Origin of the sequence: Halobacterium zhouii (assembly GCF_021249405.1) — an archaeon.
Classification (GTDB): Archaea; Halobacteriota; Halobacteria; order Halobacteriales; family Halobacteriaceae; genus Halobacterium; species Halobacterium zhouii.
In genome coordinates this window covers 59,906-75,914 of record NZ_CP089594.1, presented here as the reverse complement: position 1 = coordinate 75,914, position 16,009 = coordinate 59,906, and the positions used below count along the sequence as shown (strand labels likewise).

The following is a 16,009-nucleotide window of genomic DNA, read 5'->3' as shown; positions in this document are numbered from 1 at the left end:
CCCGTCGATACCTGTGTGTAGTTGGCTCATGGTAGATACTGACAACCTAACTGACGAAGAACTCAGCGGCCCCACCATCGGACGACGGGCCACCATCTCCCTGCTCGGCTCGGCCGGTCTCGGATCTATTGCCGGCTGCCTCGGTGGCGGTGGCGACGAACCCTCGACCGACGACACCAGCCAGGGCGGCAGCGTGAAGCGCGGCGGCCGCCTCAAGGCAGGGTGGTACACCGGGAGTATCGACGTCCTCGACCCGCCGTACATCAGCGTCGGCCAGTACTTTCAGGTGGCCGCGAACGTGTTCAGCGGGCTCGTCACCCTCGAGAAGGACCTCACGATCCGGGGCGACCTCGCGAAGGACTGGACCGTCAAGAACAACGGGAAGACCATCACCTTCGACCTCCGCGAGGGCGTGAAGTTCCACAACGGCACGGAGTTCACGTCCGCGGACGTGGAGTACACGCTCAGGCGCACCATCAAGCAGGATACGCCCGCCGCGAGCAAGCTCTCGTCGCTCCAGCCTATCGACGACGGCGGCGTCGAGACGCCCGACGACTACACGGTCACGCTGAACTTCACGCACGCGATGGCGCCCGCACTCGTCTACCTCACGCGCGGACCCGGCCGGGCTGCCACCATCGTCTGCAAGGAAGCCATCGAGAAGATGGGTGCCGACCAGTACGGCATCACGCCCGTCGGAACGGGACCGTTCGAGGTCGCCAGCCACTCCATCGGGAGCAAACTGAAACTCGACGCCTTCGACGACTACTTCGGCACCGACGAGAACGGCAAGAGCCTCCCGTACCTCGACGGCATCGACATCAAACCCATTCCGGAGGCGGCGACGCTGGTGAGCGCGCTCCAGTCCGGCGACATCGACTTCGCGAACCTCGTGCCGCTCCAGAACGTCAGTCAGGTCGACTCCGCGAGCGGCGTGAACGCGCTGCGCGCGCCCGGTATCAACTGGTACGGATTCGCGATGAACCAGCGCCGCGAGCCGTTCGGCGACGTGAAGGTCCGGAAGGGAATCGCGAAGGTCATCGACAATCAGGCGTACATCGACACCGCGTTCTTCGGGAACGCGACGGTCGCGCGCGGCCCCATCAACAAGGGGACCAACTGGGTGTACCGCGAGGACAAGCCGGACACGCAGGCCTACGACCGCAAAGAGGGCAAGCGCCTCCTCGAAGAAGCCGGCGCATCGAGCGCGAGTTTCAGCATCCTCACTACCTCGAGCAGTCTCCGGAGCGCGAAGGCGCTGCGTCAGCAGCTCAACGCCGCCGGGCTCGACGTGACCATCGAGCAGGTGACCTCCTCGACGTACTGGAACCGCTACCAGAAGGGCAACTACGACGCCACCATCTCCGGGAGCGTCGGCGACCCCGACCCGGACCAGTCGCTGTACAACTTCTACCGGCTTCCGAGCAAGGACGGCGTGTGGAACTGGGTGGACTACCAGGACCAGGACGTTCACAACTGGCTCGAAGAGCAGCGCCGCGAACTCGACCGCGAGAAGCGCGCAGAGACGCTCCAGCGCATCGAGGACCGCCTCATCGAGGAGGTCCCGCACGCGTACCTAATGCACCAGGACGACATCGCCGGAAAGAACGACTCCGTGAAGGGGTTCACGCACATCCCCTTCCTGCGGAACTTCCACCAGGTCTGGTTGGACGAATAGATGCGGCGATACATCGCAAAGCGCGTCGCTCACGCCGTGTTCATCATGTGGCTGGTGGCGACGACGGTGTTCTTCGGGCTCCGGCTCATCCCGGGCGGTCCCGTGCGAACGATGCTCGGACAGGAGGCTACGCCGCAAGCGGTCTCCGCGCTCCGCAAGAAACTCGGCCTGGCTCAGCCGCTGTACGTCCAGTACGTCGACTGGATGATGGGGTTGTTCACGGGCGACTTCGGGACGTCCATCACGAGCCAGCAGTCCGTCGGAGAACTCGTCAGCGCGGCGTACCCGCGCACGCTCTCCATCGCGGTGGTCGCCATCGTCATCGGACTCACGGTGGCCATCGCCACGGGCATCCTGAGCGCGACGAGGAAACACGAACCCGTGGACCACGCCGCCACCACGGCGGCGTTCCTGGGCATCTCGATGCCGGCGTTCTTCACGGGCATCGTGCTCGCGATCGTGTTCGGCGTCCACCTCGACTGGCTCCCGATCGTGGGGTACACGCCCCTGAGGGAGGGAGTGGTGCCGTGGTTCAAGAGCATCATCCTCCCCGCGATAGCGGTCGGATTACCGTACGCCGCGGCGGTGATGCGGATGATGCGGTCGAGCCTCCTCGAGGTGTTGAACGAGCCGTACATGAAGACGGCGCGCGCGAAGGGCGTCGGAAGCCGAGTGCGCCTGTACAAGCACGCGCTTCAGAACGCGCTCATCCCCGTCGTGACGGTGGCGGGCATCCAGCTCGCGCTCATCCTCATCGGGAGCGTCACCGTCGAGATCGTGTTCGGCATCAAGGGCCTGGGTCGCCTCCTCGTGAACTCCATGCTCGACCGGAACTACCCGGTGGTGCAGGTCACCATCTTCCTGGTCGCGGCGGTGATGGTGTTCACGAACCTCGTCGTCGACCTGACGTACACCGTCATCGACCCGCGCATCCGCGTGGGAGAGACCAATGAGTGACGAGCAAACAGAGAGCGACACGCCGCCGGTTCCCCAGGAGTACCAGGAAGACGAGTTCGTCGAGGAGTACACGCCGACGTGGCGGAAGATCGTCGACGGCATCCTCGCGGACAAGATGGCGTTGGTCGGCGCCGTCGTCGTCGCGGTGTTCGTGTTGACGGCCGTGTTCGCGCCGCTGGTGGCGCCCTACGACCCGGGCGCGACGTACTCGCTGATGAAAGAGCCGATGAGCCACTCCGTCGGCAACTTCGACGCAGACCCCCAGACCGAGCGCGTGCTCCACGTGCTGGGCACCGACTCGTACGGGCACGACATCCTCAGTCGCGTCGTGTTCGGGGCGCGCGTGAGTCTCGGCGTGGCGCTCGCGACGGTGGCCGTCGCGTTCACCGTCGGCACCACGCTCGGACTGCTCGCCGGGTTCTACGGCGGGTGGGTGGACTCGGTCATCATGCGGTACGTCGACTTCCAGTGGGCGTTCCCCGAACTCATCCTCGGCATCGGCATCATCGCCGTGATGGGCGGACTCGGGGTGGAAAACGTCATCATCGCGATCGGCATCGCGTACATCGACGACTTCGCGCGCCTCGTGCGCGGCGAGGTGCTGTCGATCCGCGAGGAGGAGTACGTGACGGCCGCGCGCGCCATCGGGATGACCGACCGGCGGATGATGCTGCGGGAGATACTCCCGAACGCGGTGGCGCCGCTCATCGTGCAGGCGACGCTGATGATTCCGCTCGCCATCCTCGCCGAGGCTGGGTTGTCCTTCCTGGGCCTGGGTGTGCGGCCGACGACACCGACGTGGGGACTGCTGCTGTCGGACGGCAGGATGTTCATCCGTCGGGCGTGGTGGATCTCGGTGATTCCCGGTCTCGCGATCATGATCACGGTTCTCTCGTTCAACATGTTCGGTGACGGCCTCAGAGACGTGTTCGACGTGAGCGAAGGGGAGGTGGAGGAGCGATGAGTGACCCCCTGCTGTCGACTCGTGGGCTCGAAACGCAGTTCGACACGCCGCGCGGCGTCGTCGAAGCCGTCGACGGCGTCGACCTCGACATCGGGCGCGGCGAGATCGCCGGTCTCGTCGGGGAGTCCGGGTCCGGGAAGAGCGTGCTCGCGGAGAGCACGATGGGCCTGGTCGACGACCCCGGGGAGGTCGTCGGCGGCGAAGTGCGGTTCCGGTCGGCGGACGCCGTCGAGACGCTCGCACGGGAATGCCCGGACGCCGTTCGCACGCCCGACGACCCCGTAGAGAGCGGGTTCGTCGTCGTGGAGGACGTCAACGTTGCGCCGGACGTTCGGGACGATTCGCGTGCGACCGACGGTGCCGGCGCGGCCGGAGATGTCGCGAGCAATCACCCAGCAGCGGTCGGGGACGACGTGGAAGTCGAGAGCGGCTACGTGGACCTGCGCCGCGCCGACGAGGCGGCGATGCAACACATCCGCGGCGGGAGCCTCGCGATGGTGTTTCAGGACCCGATGAACTCCCTGAACCCGACGCTCAGCGTCGGCGAACAGATCGCCGAAACGGTGCGGCTCCACCAGGACGTCGGAGAGTCCGTGAGCCTCGGCGCGGAGTTCAAGCGAAAGCTCCTGGGTGCGGCGAAGAACTCGGACGCGTGGCAGCGGGCCATCGAGATGCTGGAGGCCGTCGAGATTCCGGAGCCCGAACGCCGCGCCGAGGAGTACCCCCACGAGTTCTCCGGCGGGATGCGCCAGCGCGCGATGATAGCGATGGCGCTGTCCTGCGAACCGGACCTGCTGGTGGCAGACGAACCGACGACGGCCCTCGACGTCACCATCCAGGCCCAGATCCTGGACGAACTCGCGGGCCTGAAGGAGGCCTTCGACACGTCGATCCTGCTCATCACGCACGACCTCGCGGTCGTCGCGGAGACGTGCGACGTCGTGAACGTGATGTACGCGGGAGAGATTGTGGAGCGCGCGGACGCCCGCGAACTGTTCGCGAACCCCCAGCACCCCTACACGCAGGGGCTCATCGCGAGCACGCCGAAACTGGAGGCGCCGACCGACGAACTCGAGCCGATTCCGGGGAACGTCCCGGACCTCGTGGACGTCGACTACGCGTGTCACTTCGCGCCGCGGTGTCCGGAGGCCGACCGGGAGTGCTACGAGCGCGAACCCGACTTCCGCGAGGTCGGCGACGGGGGCGGCCACGAGGCGGCGTGTCTCCGCCGCGGCCCCGAGGAGGACCAGCTGTGAGGCACCAACTGGCAGGGATCGATTGTGAGAAACCGACTGAGAGGGACCAACTGTGAGCACTGACACACCGAACGAGTCGACCACAGACGCGACGGCGACGGACGCGCCACTCGTGGAGTTGCGCGACCTGAAGAAACACTACGACCGCTCGAGCGGCGTCCTCGACGACCTGCTCGGCGCCCCGCCGAGCGTGAAGGCCGTCGACGGCGTCGACCTGACCGTCCGCGAGGGCGAGACGGTCGCGGTGGTCGGCGAGTCGGGCTGCGGGAAGTCCACGCTCGGACGTACAGTCCTGAACCTCGAGAAGCCGACCGCGGGCACCATCGAGTACCGCGGTGAGGACATCACGGGGCTCTCGGACGACGAGATGCGGCCGTATCGCCGCGACCTCCAGATGGTGTTCCAGGACCCGCTCGCGTCGCTGAACCCCCGGCAGACCGTCCGTGACATCATCACCACGCCGATGGAGGTCCACGGGGTCGGGGACAGCGACGAGGAGCGCGCGGAGCGCGCAAAGGACCTCCTCGAGCGCGTCGGCCTGAAGGCGGCCCACGTCGACCGCTACCCCCACCAGTTCTCGGGCGGCCAGCAACAGCGCATCGCGGTCGCTCGCGCGCTCACGCTCGAACCCGACCTGCTGGTGGCGGACGAACCCGTGAGCGCACTCGACGTCTCGGTGCAGGCCCAACTCCTGAACCTGTTCGGGGACCTGCAGGCGGACCTCGGGCTGTCGATGCTGTTCATCAGCCACGACATGAGCGTGGTCCGGCAGGTCGCCGACCGCGTCGCCGTGATGTACCTCGGCGAGATCGTGGAGGTCGCACCCGTCGAGGAACTGTTCGACGACCCCCATCACCCGTACACGAAGAGCCTGCTGTCTGCGGTGCCGCGCATCGACCCCGACCGGCGCACCGAACGCACCACCCTCGAGGGGACGGTGCCGTCGCCCGCCGACCCGCCGTCTGGGTGCCGGTTCCACACGCGGTGTCCCGCCGTCGTCCCGCCCGACGACTGGACCGCGGACCAGGAGACGTTCCGTGACGCGTTCACGTTCCGGTGTCGCGTACTCGACGGCGAGATCGACCCCGACGCCGTTCGCAGCCGACTCGAATCCCGGGGACAGGCCACAGACGAGGACGCAATCGCCGACTACGTCGTCGAGTCCGCGCTCCCCACCAGCCTCGACGCCCTCCCCGAAGCGAAACGCGACGCCGTCCGCGAAGCCGCAACGTGTCTCGCGTCCGGTGACGTGACCGGCGCGGAGAGCGCAGTCAGAGACGCGTTCCCGTCGCCGTGCGAGCAGGAGACACCAGTGACCACGGCAGTCGGCGCGGGTCACGCCGCGGCCTGCCACCGCGTCGGTGACGGGAGGGAGTAGTTCGCGATGGAACGAACGACGATATCTCACGAGGACGCGTGCATCCACGAGTTCTCGCCGGACCTCGAGGCCGCCGACACCGTCGAGGACGGGGCCTCACTTACGTTCGAGACGATAGACAGCCTGGACGGCGAGATCCAGACCGAAGACCAGGTTCTGGAGTCGGTCCCCGACGACGTCAACCCCGCGTCCGGCCCCGTCGCGGTCGAGGGCGCGACGCCGGGCGACGTGCTCGAGGTCGAAATCGAGGAGGTCCGCGTCAACGAGGACCGCGGTCGCGTCGTCACCACCCCCGGGTTCGGCCTCCTGCAGGACCACGACGATATCGAACACCCACACACGCGAATAACGGACGTCGAGGGTGACTCCATCACGTTCGGTGACCTCGAAATCGACATCCAGCCAGTCGTCGGGACCATCGGCGTCGCCCCCGAGGACGACACCTACTCGACGCTCGTCCCACACGACCACGGCGGTAATCTCGACACGACCGACGTGACCACTGGGACGACCGCGTACTTCCCCGTCTTCCAGGACGGCGCTATGCTGGCGATGGGTGATTCGAAGGCGGCGATGGCCGACGGCGAGATGTGCGGCACGGGCGCCGAAATTGGGACCGACGTCGACGTGACCGTCCGGGTCATCGACGACCCCGAGGTTACCCTCCAGCGGCCGCTCGTGGAGACGGCCGATAGCTGGAAGACCATCGCGAGCGCCGAAACGATGGCGGACGCCGTCGAACGGGCGAACCGCGACCTGGTTCGCCTGCTCGAACGGGAACACGACCTCGACCCCACCGACGCGTATCTGCTCTCCAGTCTCGTCGGCGGCCTCGAGATCAGCCAGGTCGTCGACCCCCTCGTCACGGCGCGGAACGCGATTCCGAAGCAGTACCTCACGAACCCGTTCTGACCCACCCCTCGTCGCTCGGCAGCGGCAGCGGCCGGGACGGTCGCCGTGGAGCAAGCGGCCGGGTCGTGTGTACGAATTCCGCGGGCTCACCGCGTTCGAGCCTCTCAACCCCCAGCGAGGGCACCTTTATTCGGTTCGCGGTCGAACGACTCCGCATGGGTGTGACCATCGAAGTGAGCGAGGAGCTAAAGGAACGGATGGACCAACACGTCAGGGAGGACGAGGCCTACGAGGAGTTCCTCGAGGAGCTGCTCAACCACTACGAGGCAGAGGGGGAGTCCCTCTGGGAAGGGTACGGCGGCGAACCGTAAGACGGCGGTACGCGTCGTCGGTCACACACAGCGTCTCGACGCACGGCTCCCTGACTGTCTGGGTTCCTCGAGCCGGAGTGTCGACGAGAACACCCCTGGTCGGCGACGGCTGACCGGGGAACCAGATGGGAACCACTCCTGAACTATCGTTTTCCTCGTTGGTTCTGTCCGTGTGGACGAGGGAGCACGATGACACACCACCAACAGCACGCCGGGCAGAGCACGCAGACGAATCTCTACTGGACCGCAGTCGACCTCCCCGAGGAGAGCCGGGTGGCCGTGATACAGACGTTGAACCGGGCGCTCGCGGCGACCACCGACCTGCAGTCCCAGGCCAAGTTCGCGCACTGGAACGTGAAGGGACTGGACTTCTACCAGCTCCACCTGCTGTTCGACGAACTCGCGGAGACGCTCTCCGAGCACGTCGACCTGCTGGCCGAGCGCGCCACCGCGCTCGGCGGCCAGGCGATGGGAACGACGCGGATGGCTGCCCGAGAGAGCCACATCCCTGAGCCGCCGGCGAACGCAGTCGACGAGGGCGAGTACCTCGAATGGCTGACCGACCACGTCGCCCAGCACGCGAACGCGCTCCGCCGGCACATAGACGACACGGCGGGGTTCGGCGACGAGGACACCGCCGACCTGTTCACCGAACTCTCCAGGGAGGTGGACAAGTACCTCTACTTCCTGGAGTCCCACCTCCAGACGGCCGTCGAGGGGCAGGTGTCCGCGACCGGCGGGGAGACGGGAGTTGGCGGTAACCGGCCGAGTGGTGGACAGACCGGCGACACGCCGATGGGCGATTCGCGGATGGGCAGCGCACAGTCGAGTGGCACACGTGGTGCCGGCACACAGTCTGGTGGCGCGCAGACCGGCGACACGCAGTCCGGCGGCGCGCAGACCCGCGGCCGGCGTCCGGCCGGTGCCGACGGTGGCACGCGGTTCGAGGAGCGAGGACGGCGCACGCAGCACAGGGACTGGTGACACCGGCGGACGAGTCGAACGCCTGTGACACCGGCGGACGCCACCAACTACCACGTCGACCCGGGCGCCTGGAAGGTCGTCAGTCGCTGGAAGGCCGTCAGTCGCTGGAAGGTCGTCAGTCGCTGGAAGGCCGTCAGTCCTCGTGCCGGTCGGACGCCGCGTCCGGGGGTTAACGCGGACGACGCGCTGACTCCGGCGTCCGAGCGAGTGGCCTGCCGCATCCGGACGCGTTTTGCCGCAGGTCGCCCTACGCGTGGTCGTGGACGCATCCATCGTCGACCTCGCGCCGATGCCCGCTGACGGCAGTGCGACCGAGGCGTTCGAGCGCACCGTCGAGCGCGCCCAGCACGCCGAGGACCTCGGGTACTCGCGGTTCTGGGTGGCCGAACACCACGACTTCACCGACTCCGTCGCGAGCACGACGCCGGAGGCGCTGATCTCCCACGTCGCCGCGAAGACCGAGGACATCCGCGTCGGGTCGGGGACCGTACTGCTCAACCACTATAGCCCGTACAAGGTCGCGGAGACGTTCAGCGTGCTGGACGCGCTCGCGCCGGGCCGCATCGACCTCGGGGTCGGACGCGCGACCGGGAGTCCGGCGAGCGACCTCGCGTTACAGCAGGACCGCAGCCAGCAGCGCCGCGGCACCGACGACCACGCCGAGAAGATCCACGAGGTCGCCGCCCACCTCTACGACGGCTTCGAGGCTGACCATCCGTTCAGCGACCTCCAGTTAGCGCGCGCCGCGGAGACGATTCCGGACGTGTGGGTGCTCGGTTCGAGTCCCTCGAGCGCCGCCATCGCGGGCGAACTCGGGCTCCGGTACTGTTTCGCGGCGTTCATCCGGCCCGGGCCGGCAGTGGAGGCCTTCGAGACGTACCGGGAGAACTTCGAGCCGTCGTCGTTCGGCGCCGGCCCCGAGGAGCCCCGTGGCGCGATAGCCGTGAACGTGACGTGCGCGCCCACCGACGAGGAGGCCGCGCGGTTGCGCGCGACGGCGGAAGCCTCCCACGAGTTGCTCCGGAGCGGACGCGTCGACCAGTTACCCCTCCACTCCGTCGAGGACGCCATCGACGTGCTCGGGGGCGTCCCTGACCCGACGCCGATGCCCATCGAGCCGGGGGAGTGGCCGCGTGCGGTCTCCGGGAGTCCGGAAACCGTCCGCGAGCAACTCGACCAGATGACCGACCAGACCGGCGTCGAGGAGGTCGTGATCCAGAGCCAGTTGGCCGACCACGAGGACACGCTGCGCTCTCACGAACTGCTCGCGGACGCCCTGGACCTCACGCCGCGGTGACGGCGGTGTCATCGCGGTCCGTGGGCGATACTCGGATGGAGAAACGATATGTGTCCGCTGGCCCGAGAATCCACTAATGAGTGACTCGGAGGGGACGGCCGACTCGAAGGACACTCGCCAGGCCATCATGGAGGCCACCTTCCGCGCGCTGAGCGAGCACGGGTACACGGACCTGCGGGTGCGGGACATCGGCGAGGAGATGGAGCTGTCCCGTCAGCTCATCCACTACCACTTCGACGGCAAGTACGACCTGCTGTCCTCGTTCCTGGAGTACGTCATCGACCAGTACGAGGGGAGCGTCGAGGTCGAGGCGGCCGGCAGGCCGCGCGCGGAACTCGACGCCCGCATCGACCAGTGTCTGTTCGGCCCCGGGTTCGACGAGTTCACGCACTGGGACCGCATGAAGGTGTACCACGAACTGTACGCGTACGCCCAGAACGACGACGAACACCGGGAGCTGTTCGACGAGCACTACGACCGTCTGCGGGGGAGCATCGTGGACGTCGTCGAGGACGGCATCGAGCAGGGCGAATTCCGGGACGTGGACGCCGAGTTGCTCGGGCAACTAATCACGGACGTGATTCACGCGGCTCGCGAGCGACGACTCTCGCTCGGTCACGAGGACGCCCCGGCGGAGGCCCGGGAGGCCATCGACGAGTTCGTTCTCGATTCGCTGTATCCGACGAATTGACAGTCTCCTTCGTTCCTACAGGAGGGCGGTCCCCCAGAAGACGATGAAGAGAAGAAGGCTAAAAGCGAAGATGAGTAACAGGGCGAGCGCGCCTCTGGACTGCCCAAGAGTGGGGACTCGAGGCGTGTCACTCGGAAAGTAGGGCGCGAGCGGATTTCGCTTGTCGGGGCCATCCGCCATGACGTGAGGTACGAACGACCAGAGCATAGTTCTTGTCTCCGTGTGGCCTCTGCCTACCAACCTGCGCAGAGATCTGATAGCCGCTGAGGAGTTCGACCGAGCCAGGACCTGCGGGCGGGTAGGCGATAGAACAGATCGAGCGCGCTCTGGTCGTCGGTTCGAGGAGCGTAGACGGATGCCGGTCGAATACCTGAGTGTGAGAACGGCGACGCGAATCCGTCCACGACTCCGGCAGCACCTCACTGCCAGTGTCGGCTACTCCCGCCCGTGGTAAAATTTTACCGACTGGTAAACTAAGGTCGGAGTGGTCGTCGGACGCGGGTCGTGCCGGGTCGAGTGCGGGTCAGAACACGAACGGACCGCGCTGCTCGATGGGTTCGCCGTGTGGACGCCCCGACACGGCGACCACCCGGAGTGAGTCCTCGGTCTCGAGTTCGACGCCTCTGGCGTCGGTGACGGGCAGCACGTCGCCCTCGGTGAACGCCGCGCCGTCGACTGTACCGTCGCCGGAGACGCCGTAGAGGAACCCCGACCAGTCGTCGGGCACCGACCACGTCCACGAGCCGGTCACCTCGACGTCGAGGTACTCCATCGGCGTGTGCAACTCGAGTGGTGACCCGCCGCCGACCACCGTCGTCACCGTCGCGCCGTCCACCTGTTCCGTCGGGAGGTCGGCGGCCGTCGCGTCGACGTAGTCGGGGTCGGCGTCCTTCTCAGCCTGGGGGAGGTTCACCCAGAGCTGGAGACCGTTGCATCCCTGTCCGTCGGCGGGGAACTCCGAATGCCGGATGCCGCTTCCGGTCGTGATGCGCATCGCGTCGCCTTCGGTTGCGGTGTTCGTGACGCCGAGGGAGTCCTCGTGGGCCATCCCGCCCTCGACCATGTACGAGACGATCTCGAAGCCGCGGTGGGGGTGCATCGGGAACCCCTCGTTGGGGTCGATGTAGAACCGCTCGAACAGCACGAACGGGTCGAGGTTGCTCGGGTGGTTGTTCGTCGGGAACGCGCGGTTCGAGTTCACGCCCGTGCCGTGGCGGACGGCCTCACCGGGCAGCGGCCCCTCCGCGCCGGTCTCGGACTGGTCCATACGCCGCCGTTCGTTTACCGGACGGTAAAGCGTGTTGGAAGGGGAGAGCGGCCCGGGTTGGCAGGCGGCTTAGACGGAGGCAACGGTCGCATCGAGGGGGCACGAACCGGTGGCGCTCTCTGGGACCTTCTCCCTTTTCCGGTCGTGTACCATCTGGTAAACCGCAATGCCCAGTGATTTCTCGATCGACGCCGACTGGAACGCGCTCCACATCGACGGCGAGTGGACGGCCAGCGAGAGCGGAGACACCCTGGCCGTCGAGGACCCCTCGACTCGCGAGACCGTCGTTGACGTTCCAGCGGGGACGAACGCGGACGTCGACGCCGCCTACGAGGCGGCCGCGGACGCACAGGAGGAGTGGGCGGAGACGCCGCCCGCGCATCGACAGGCCGTCGTCCAGCAGTTCCTGCAGGCACTCGACGCGCACAGCGAGGAGATCGTCGACCTGCTCGCCCACGAGGTCGGCGGGTCGCCGCTGATGGGCGAGACGTCCATCCAGATCGCCTCCGACCACGCCAGCGAGGCGGCGACGCTCCCGCGCCGGATGAAAGGCGAGCACGCCGACTCGAACATCCCCGGCAAGGAGAACCTCGTCCAGCGCGAGCCGAAGGGCGTCGTCACCGTCATCTCGCCGTGGAACTTCCCGCTGAACCTCTCGATGCGGGCGGTCGCGCCGGCCATCGCCGCCGGGAACAGCGTCGTCCTCAAGCCGTCCACGAACTCCCCCATCACGGGTGGCCTGCTGTTCGCGAAACTGTTCGAGGAGACCGACCTCCCGGACGGCGTCATCAACGTCGTCACCGGGAAGGGGTCAGACATCGGTGACCGCGTCGCCGGCCACCCCGAGAGCGACGTCGTCTCGTTCACGGGGTCGACGTCGGTCGGCCAGCACGTCGCGGGACTCGCGGGCGAGAACCTCGCCATCCCCGCGATGGAACTCGGCGGAAACAACGCGTTCGTGGTGACCGACGACGCCGACCTCGACCGGGCCATCGACGCCGCGACCTTCGGGTCGTTCGTCCACCAGGGCCAGGTGTGTATCTCCATCAACCGGCACGTCGTCCACGAGGACGTCTACGACGAGTACGTCGAGCGACTCACCGAGCGCGCAGAGGCCCTGCAGACCGGGAGCGCCCACGACGAGGACACCGTGATCGCCCCGATCATCGACGAGTCCCAGCGCGACCAGATGCTCGAGTTCGTCGAGGAGACCGTCGACGCCGGCGCCACCCTCGAAACCGGCGGCGGGACCGTCCAGATGGAGGGCGTCGAGGACTCCCTGCTCGTCGAACCCACCGTGCTCTCGGACGTCACCAACGACATGTCCGCGGCGTGCAACGAGCACTTCGGCCCCATCGCTCCCGTCATTCCGTTCTCGGACGTCGACGAGGCCGTCGAGATCGCCAACGACACGGAGTACGGGCTCTCGGGCGCGGTCCACGCCGGCGACCTCGAGGTCGCGAAAGACATCGCCGACCGCATGGAGACAGGGAACGTCCATATCAACGACCAACCGATCAACGACGAAGCTCACGTCCCGTTCAGCGGCACCGGCGACTCCGGCATGGGAACGTACAACAGCGACGCGTTCCTCCACGAGGTCACGGAGACGAAGTGGATCTCGATCCAGCACGACCACCGCGACTACCCCATCTAGGGACGCCGACTGCTGACCGTCGGCAACGCACCGACCGTCAGTAGATGCGGTCGGCCGCTAGTTCGGCCCCCTCGTCGAGCGCCTCGAGTTTCGCCCACGCGATCTCGGGGTCCACCATCCCGAGGCCGGCCTGCGTACCGAACCCGCAGTCGGGCGCGGCGACCAGCGGCGTCGCGTCGTCGACTGCGTCGGCAACCCGCTCCAGGCGGTCAGCGATGGTCTCGGGGTGGTCGATGATGTTCGTCTTCACGTCCACGACGCCAGGAATCAGCGTCCAGCCGTCGGGAACCGGGTGCTCGTCGAACGCGCGGTACTCGTGCTGGTGGCGGGGGTTGGCCTGCTCGACGCTGAGTCCGGTGATGTCGGCCTCGTAGACCTCCGGGAGCAACTCGGCCAGGCCCGTGTCGAGGTGGTGAGGGCCCTCGTAGCTCCCCCAGCAGGTGTGGAGTCGGACCTGATCTGCGGGGACGTTCGACAGCGCCTCGTTGAGCGCCTCGACGTGGAGGCGCGTCGCCGCCTCGACCGCCTCCAGGGGTTCGTCCGCGTACGCCGCCGTGTGGCCGACAGTGAGCAGTTCCGGAGCGTCGATCTGGAGGGTCGCGCCGGTCTCCGCGACGAGTTCGTACTCCTCGGCCATCGCGTCCGCGACCGCGAACAGGAACTCCTCGTAGTCGCCGTAGTGCTCGTCGACGTGCGTCGCGGTGACGACGCTGGGAGAGGCCGAGGTCACGAACGTGTCCTGGAAGTCGGCGTCGGCAGCGGAGAGGGCGTCCCGGAACTCCGCGAGTTCGGCTTCAGCCTCGTCGTGGCCGGTGTACTCGACGGGACCGGTGATGACTGGTTGCATCGAGAGGTCGATGACGTCCGTTTTGAACGTCTCCTCGGCGTAGTCCGGGAACTCCTGGAGGTCGGCCCAGAGCTCCTGCTCGCGCTTGCCGTCGATGCCGCTGAGGCGGTCCGCGACGTACCAGTTGAACGAGACCCTGGACTGCTCGCCGTTGTTCGCGACGTCGATGCCGGCCTCAGCCTGACGTTCGACGACGTCCCGGGTGGCCTCCGCGACGGTCGCGTCCCAGTCGTCCTGGTCTACGTCCACTCCGTCCTGTTGTTTCTCGAGGAGGTCGAGCAGTTCCGGCGGTCGAGGTAGACTGCCGATGTGCGTCGTGGGGATGGTGTCGTGGTTCGCCGTCATCTGATAATCGGTAATAATCGTTGGGAGTAATATAACTCACGGTATTCCGCCTGGTGCAGAGCCTGCTGGGATTCCTACCCAATAATACTTGCCAGTATTCTAATCCAGTAAGACCCGCCAGTATTCCAGTCCAACCAGCACGACACGGTGTCCCGGTACCGGAAAGCGGTGCTGTGCCTCGAGTGGTTAGTCGGCGTCCACCGCGTCGACGGTGCCGTGTTCGCCGCGGGCCGCCTCGCGGTCCGGGTGGGTCTCGCGCATCCAGGCGAGCGTGACGAGGCCCGACGCGAACATCGCCGCCGCCACGACGTAGAACGCGGCGGTCGTCGACACCAGGTCGGCGGTCACGCCGATGACGATTGCACCGAAACCGTAGCCGGCGTCGCGCCACATCCGGTACACGCCGAGACCGGTCGCCCGCCACGACGGATGTGCGGCGTCCCCGACGACCGTGATGAGGTTCGGGTAGAGCAGCGCCATCCCGGTGCCCGTCACGGCCGCCGTGCCGATCCACAGCCAGTAGCCCTGGACGAGCACTGTCAGGAGCACGCCTGCGCCCGCGACGAACATCCCCGCGACGACCGGCGGTCGCCGGCCGACTTGGTCGGCGAGGCGACCCGTGTACAACTGCAGGACACCCCAGACGCCGCCGTAGACGCCGACGACGACGCCGACCTGTGCGAGCGAGAGGCCGGCGGCCGTGAGGTACAGCGGGTACGCAATCCAGACCAGCGCATCCACGAACTTCTCGACGCTACCAGCCTGGGCCGCCGCGAACAGCGTGCGGTCGCCGTAGGTCGCGCGCTTCAGGACTTCGGCGAACGGCAAGTCGGCGTCCTCGCTATCGGCCTGCTCGTCGGCCTCCGCTCGCGCGTACGGCAGCGTCTCGTCTACGAACAGCACGGCGGCGACGAGCGCGAGCACGATGACGGCCGCGAGGAAGTAGAACGGTTCGGGACGGAGACCGTACTGCGCCGCGATGACGCCCGTGACCCAGGTGCCGACGGCGACGCCGCCGTAGCCGAACGCCTCGTCCAGTCCGACTGCGAATCCTCGCGCGTCGCTCCCCGCGAGGTCGATTTTCGCGTTCACGCTCATGCTCCACGCCAGTCCCTGGTTGACGCCGAGGAGCACGTTTCCGGCGACGATCCACCACCAGTTCGGCGCGAGCACGAGGATCACTGGAATCGGCAACGCGACCAGCCACCCGGCGACGAGGATGGGCTTCCGACCGTAGGTTTCCGACCACTTCCCACCGTAGAGGTTGAGTAGCGCCTTCACGAAGCCGAAGCTCACGACGAACGAGGCGATGACGAGCACGGACTCGACGCCGAGGACGTCCCGGCCGAGCACCGGCACGACGTTCCGCTCGGCGCCGATGGTGAGCCCGACTGCGAACACGGTCAGCAACTGGAGTGCGAACTGCCGCCAGTTGCGCCTGATTCCCTGTGAGTAAGACATAGGT

At 67.1% G+C, this 16,009-nt stretch carries 14 protein-coding genes; 11 read left to right on the top strand and 3 right to left on the bottom strand.

The annotated features are described in order from the left end of the window. Positions 1-28 precede the first annotated feature (28 nt). From LT970_RS13405 to LT970_RS13360, 10 genes are all read left to right on the top strand, one after another. Positions 29-1,678, top strand: coding sequence for an ABC transporter substrate-binding protein (locus LT970_RS13405; RefSeq protein WP_232688861.1), 1,650 nt, complete (start codon positions 29-31; stop codon positions 1,676-1,678). Beyond that, positions 1,679-2,635: an ABC transporter permease gene (locus tag LT970_RS13400; protein ID WP_232688860.1), complete on the top strand. Its 957-nt coding sequence runs from the start codon at positions 1,679-1,681 to the stop codon at positions 2,633-2,635. It begins immediately after the preceding gene. After that, positions 2,628-3,599, top strand: coding sequence for an ABC transporter permease (locus tag LT970_RS13395; protein ID WP_232688859.1), 972 nt, complete (start codon positions 2,628-2,630; stop codon positions 3,597-3,599). The genes LT970_RS13400 and LT970_RS13395 overlap by 8 nt, the downstream gene beginning before the upstream one ends. After that, positions 3,596-4,855 (top strand): ABC transporter ATP-binding protein, encoded by a 1,260-nt coding sequence (locus tag LT970_RS13390; RefSeq protein WP_232688858.1) that lies wholly within the window; start codon positions 3,596-3,598, stop codon positions 4,853-4,855. Before LT970_RS13395 ends, LT970_RS13390 begins: the two co-directional genes overlap by 4 nt. Before the next feature lie 52 nt (positions 4,856-4,907). Then, positions 4,908-6,233, top strand: coding sequence for an ABC transporter ATP-binding protein (locus LT970_RS13385; RefSeq protein ID WP_232688857.1), 1,326 nt, complete (start codon positions 4,908-4,910; stop codon positions 6,231-6,233). A gap of 6 nt (positions 6,234-6,239) precedes the next feature. Beyond that, positions 6,240-7,145, top strand: a complete 906-nt coding sequence (locus LT970_RS13380) for an acetamidase/formamidase family protein (protein WP_232688856.1) — start codon at positions 6,240-6,242, stop codon at positions 7,143-7,145. A gap of 155 nt (positions 7,146-7,300) precedes the next feature. Continuing rightward, positions 7,301-7,456, top strand: coding sequence for a DUF7557 family protein (locus LT970_RS13375; protein WP_232688855.1), 156 nt, complete (start codon positions 7,301-7,303; stop codon positions 7,454-7,456). A 189-nt stretch (positions 7,457-7,645) separates the two neighbouring features. Next, entirely contained in the window at positions 7,646-8,440 is a 795-nt protein-coding gene (gene dps / locus LT970_RS13370) for a DNA starvation/stationary phase protection protein Dps (protein WP_232688854.1), read from the top strand. A gap of 259 nt (positions 8,441-8,699) precedes the next feature. Further along, positions 8,700-9,737: an LLM class flavin-dependent oxidoreductase gene (locus LT970_RS13365; protein ID WP_232688853.1), complete on the top strand. Its 1,038-nt coding sequence runs from the start codon at positions 8,700-8,702 to the stop codon at positions 9,735-9,737. A 76-nt stretch (positions 9,738-9,813) separates the two neighbouring features. Further along, positions 9,814-10,428, top strand: coding sequence for a TetR/AcrR family transcriptional regulator (locus LT970_RS13360; protein ID WP_232688852.1), 615 nt, complete (start codon positions 9,814-9,816; stop codon positions 10,426-10,428). A 523-nt stretch (positions 10,429-10,951) separates the two neighbouring features. On the opposite strand, the gene LT970_RS13355 is transcribed toward LT970_RS13360, so the two are convergent. Continuing rightward, the gene (locus LT970_RS13355; protein ID WP_232688851.1) at positions 10,952-11,695 is read right to left on the bottom strand and encodes a pirin family protein; all 744 of its coding nucleotides are present in this window, start codon (positions 11,693-11,695) and stop codon (positions 10,952-10,954) included. Positions 11,696-11,861: 166 nt separating this feature from the next. On the opposite strand from LT970_RS13355, the gene LT970_RS13350 reads away from it, so the two are divergent. Further along, on the top strand, positions 11,862-13,352 hold the full coding sequence (locus tag LT970_RS13350; RefSeq protein ID WP_232688850.1) for an aldehyde dehydrogenase family protein: 1,491 nt from the start codon (positions 11,862-11,864) through the stop codon (positions 13,350-13,352). 37 nt (positions 13,353-13,389) lie between these two features. Here the strand turns inward: LT970_RS13350 and LT970_RS13345 are convergent, their stop codons facing one another. Beyond that, positions 13,390-14,544 carry a cobalamin-independent methionine synthase II family protein gene (locus tag LT970_RS13345; RefSeq protein WP_232688849.1) on the bottom strand — a complete coding sequence of 385 codons (1,155 nt, stop codon included), beginning with the start codon at positions 14,542-14,544 and terminating at the stop codon, positions 13,390-13,392. Between the two features lie 186 nt (positions 14,545-14,730). Then, a complete protein-coding gene (locus LT970_RS13340; RefSeq protein WP_232688848.1) occupies positions 14,731-16,005 on the bottom strand; it encodes an MFS transporter in 1,275 nt (424 codons plus the stop codon). Between the last annotated feature and the right edge of the window lie 4 nt (positions 16,006-16,009).

Coding starts and splice junctions, on each gene's coding strand:
- dps (WP_232688854.1), top strand. CDS start 7,646: ATGACACACCACCAACAGCACGCCGGGCAGAGCACGCAGACGAATCTC.
- LT970_RS13355 (WP_232688851.1), bottom strand. CDS start 11,695: ATGGACCAGTCCGAGACCGGCGCGGAGGGGCCGCTGCCCGGTGAGGCC.
- LT970_RS13340 (WP_232688848.1), bottom strand. CDS start 16,005: ATGTCTTACTCACAGGGAATCAGGCGCAACTGGCGGCAGTTCGCACTC.
- LT970_RS13405 (WP_232688861.1), top strand. CDS start 29: ATGGTAGATACTGACAACCTAACTGACGAAGAACTCAGCGGCCCCACC.
- LT970_RS13395 (WP_232688859.1), top strand. CDS start 2,628: ATGAGTGACGAGCAAACAGAGAGCGACACGCCGCCGGTTCCCCAGGAG.
- LT970_RS13390 (WP_232688858.1), top strand. CDS start 3,596: ATGAGTGACCCCCTGCTGTCGACTCGTGGGCTCGAAACGCAGTTCGAC.
- LT970_RS13380 (WP_232688856.1), top strand. CDS start 6,240: ATGGAACGAACGACGATATCTCACGAGGACGCGTGCATCCACGAGTTC.
- LT970_RS13375 (WP_232688855.1), top strand. CDS start 7,301: ATGGGTGTGACCATCGAAGTGAGCGAGGAGCTAAAGGAACGGATGGAC.
- LT970_RS13400 (WP_232688860.1), top strand. CDS start 1,679: ATGCGGCGATACATCGCAAAGCGCGTCGCTCACGCCGTGTTCATCATG.
- LT970_RS13360 (WP_232688852.1), top strand. CDS start 9,814: ATGAGTGACTCGGAGGGGACGGCCGACTCGAAGGACACTCGCCAGGCC.
- LT970_RS13350 (WP_232688850.1), top strand. CDS start 11,862: ATGCCCAGTGATTTCTCGATCGACGCCGACTGGAACGCGCTCCACATC.
- LT970_RS13345 (WP_232688849.1), bottom strand. CDS start 14,544: ATGACGGCGAACCACGACACCATCCCCACGACGCACATCGGCAGTCTA.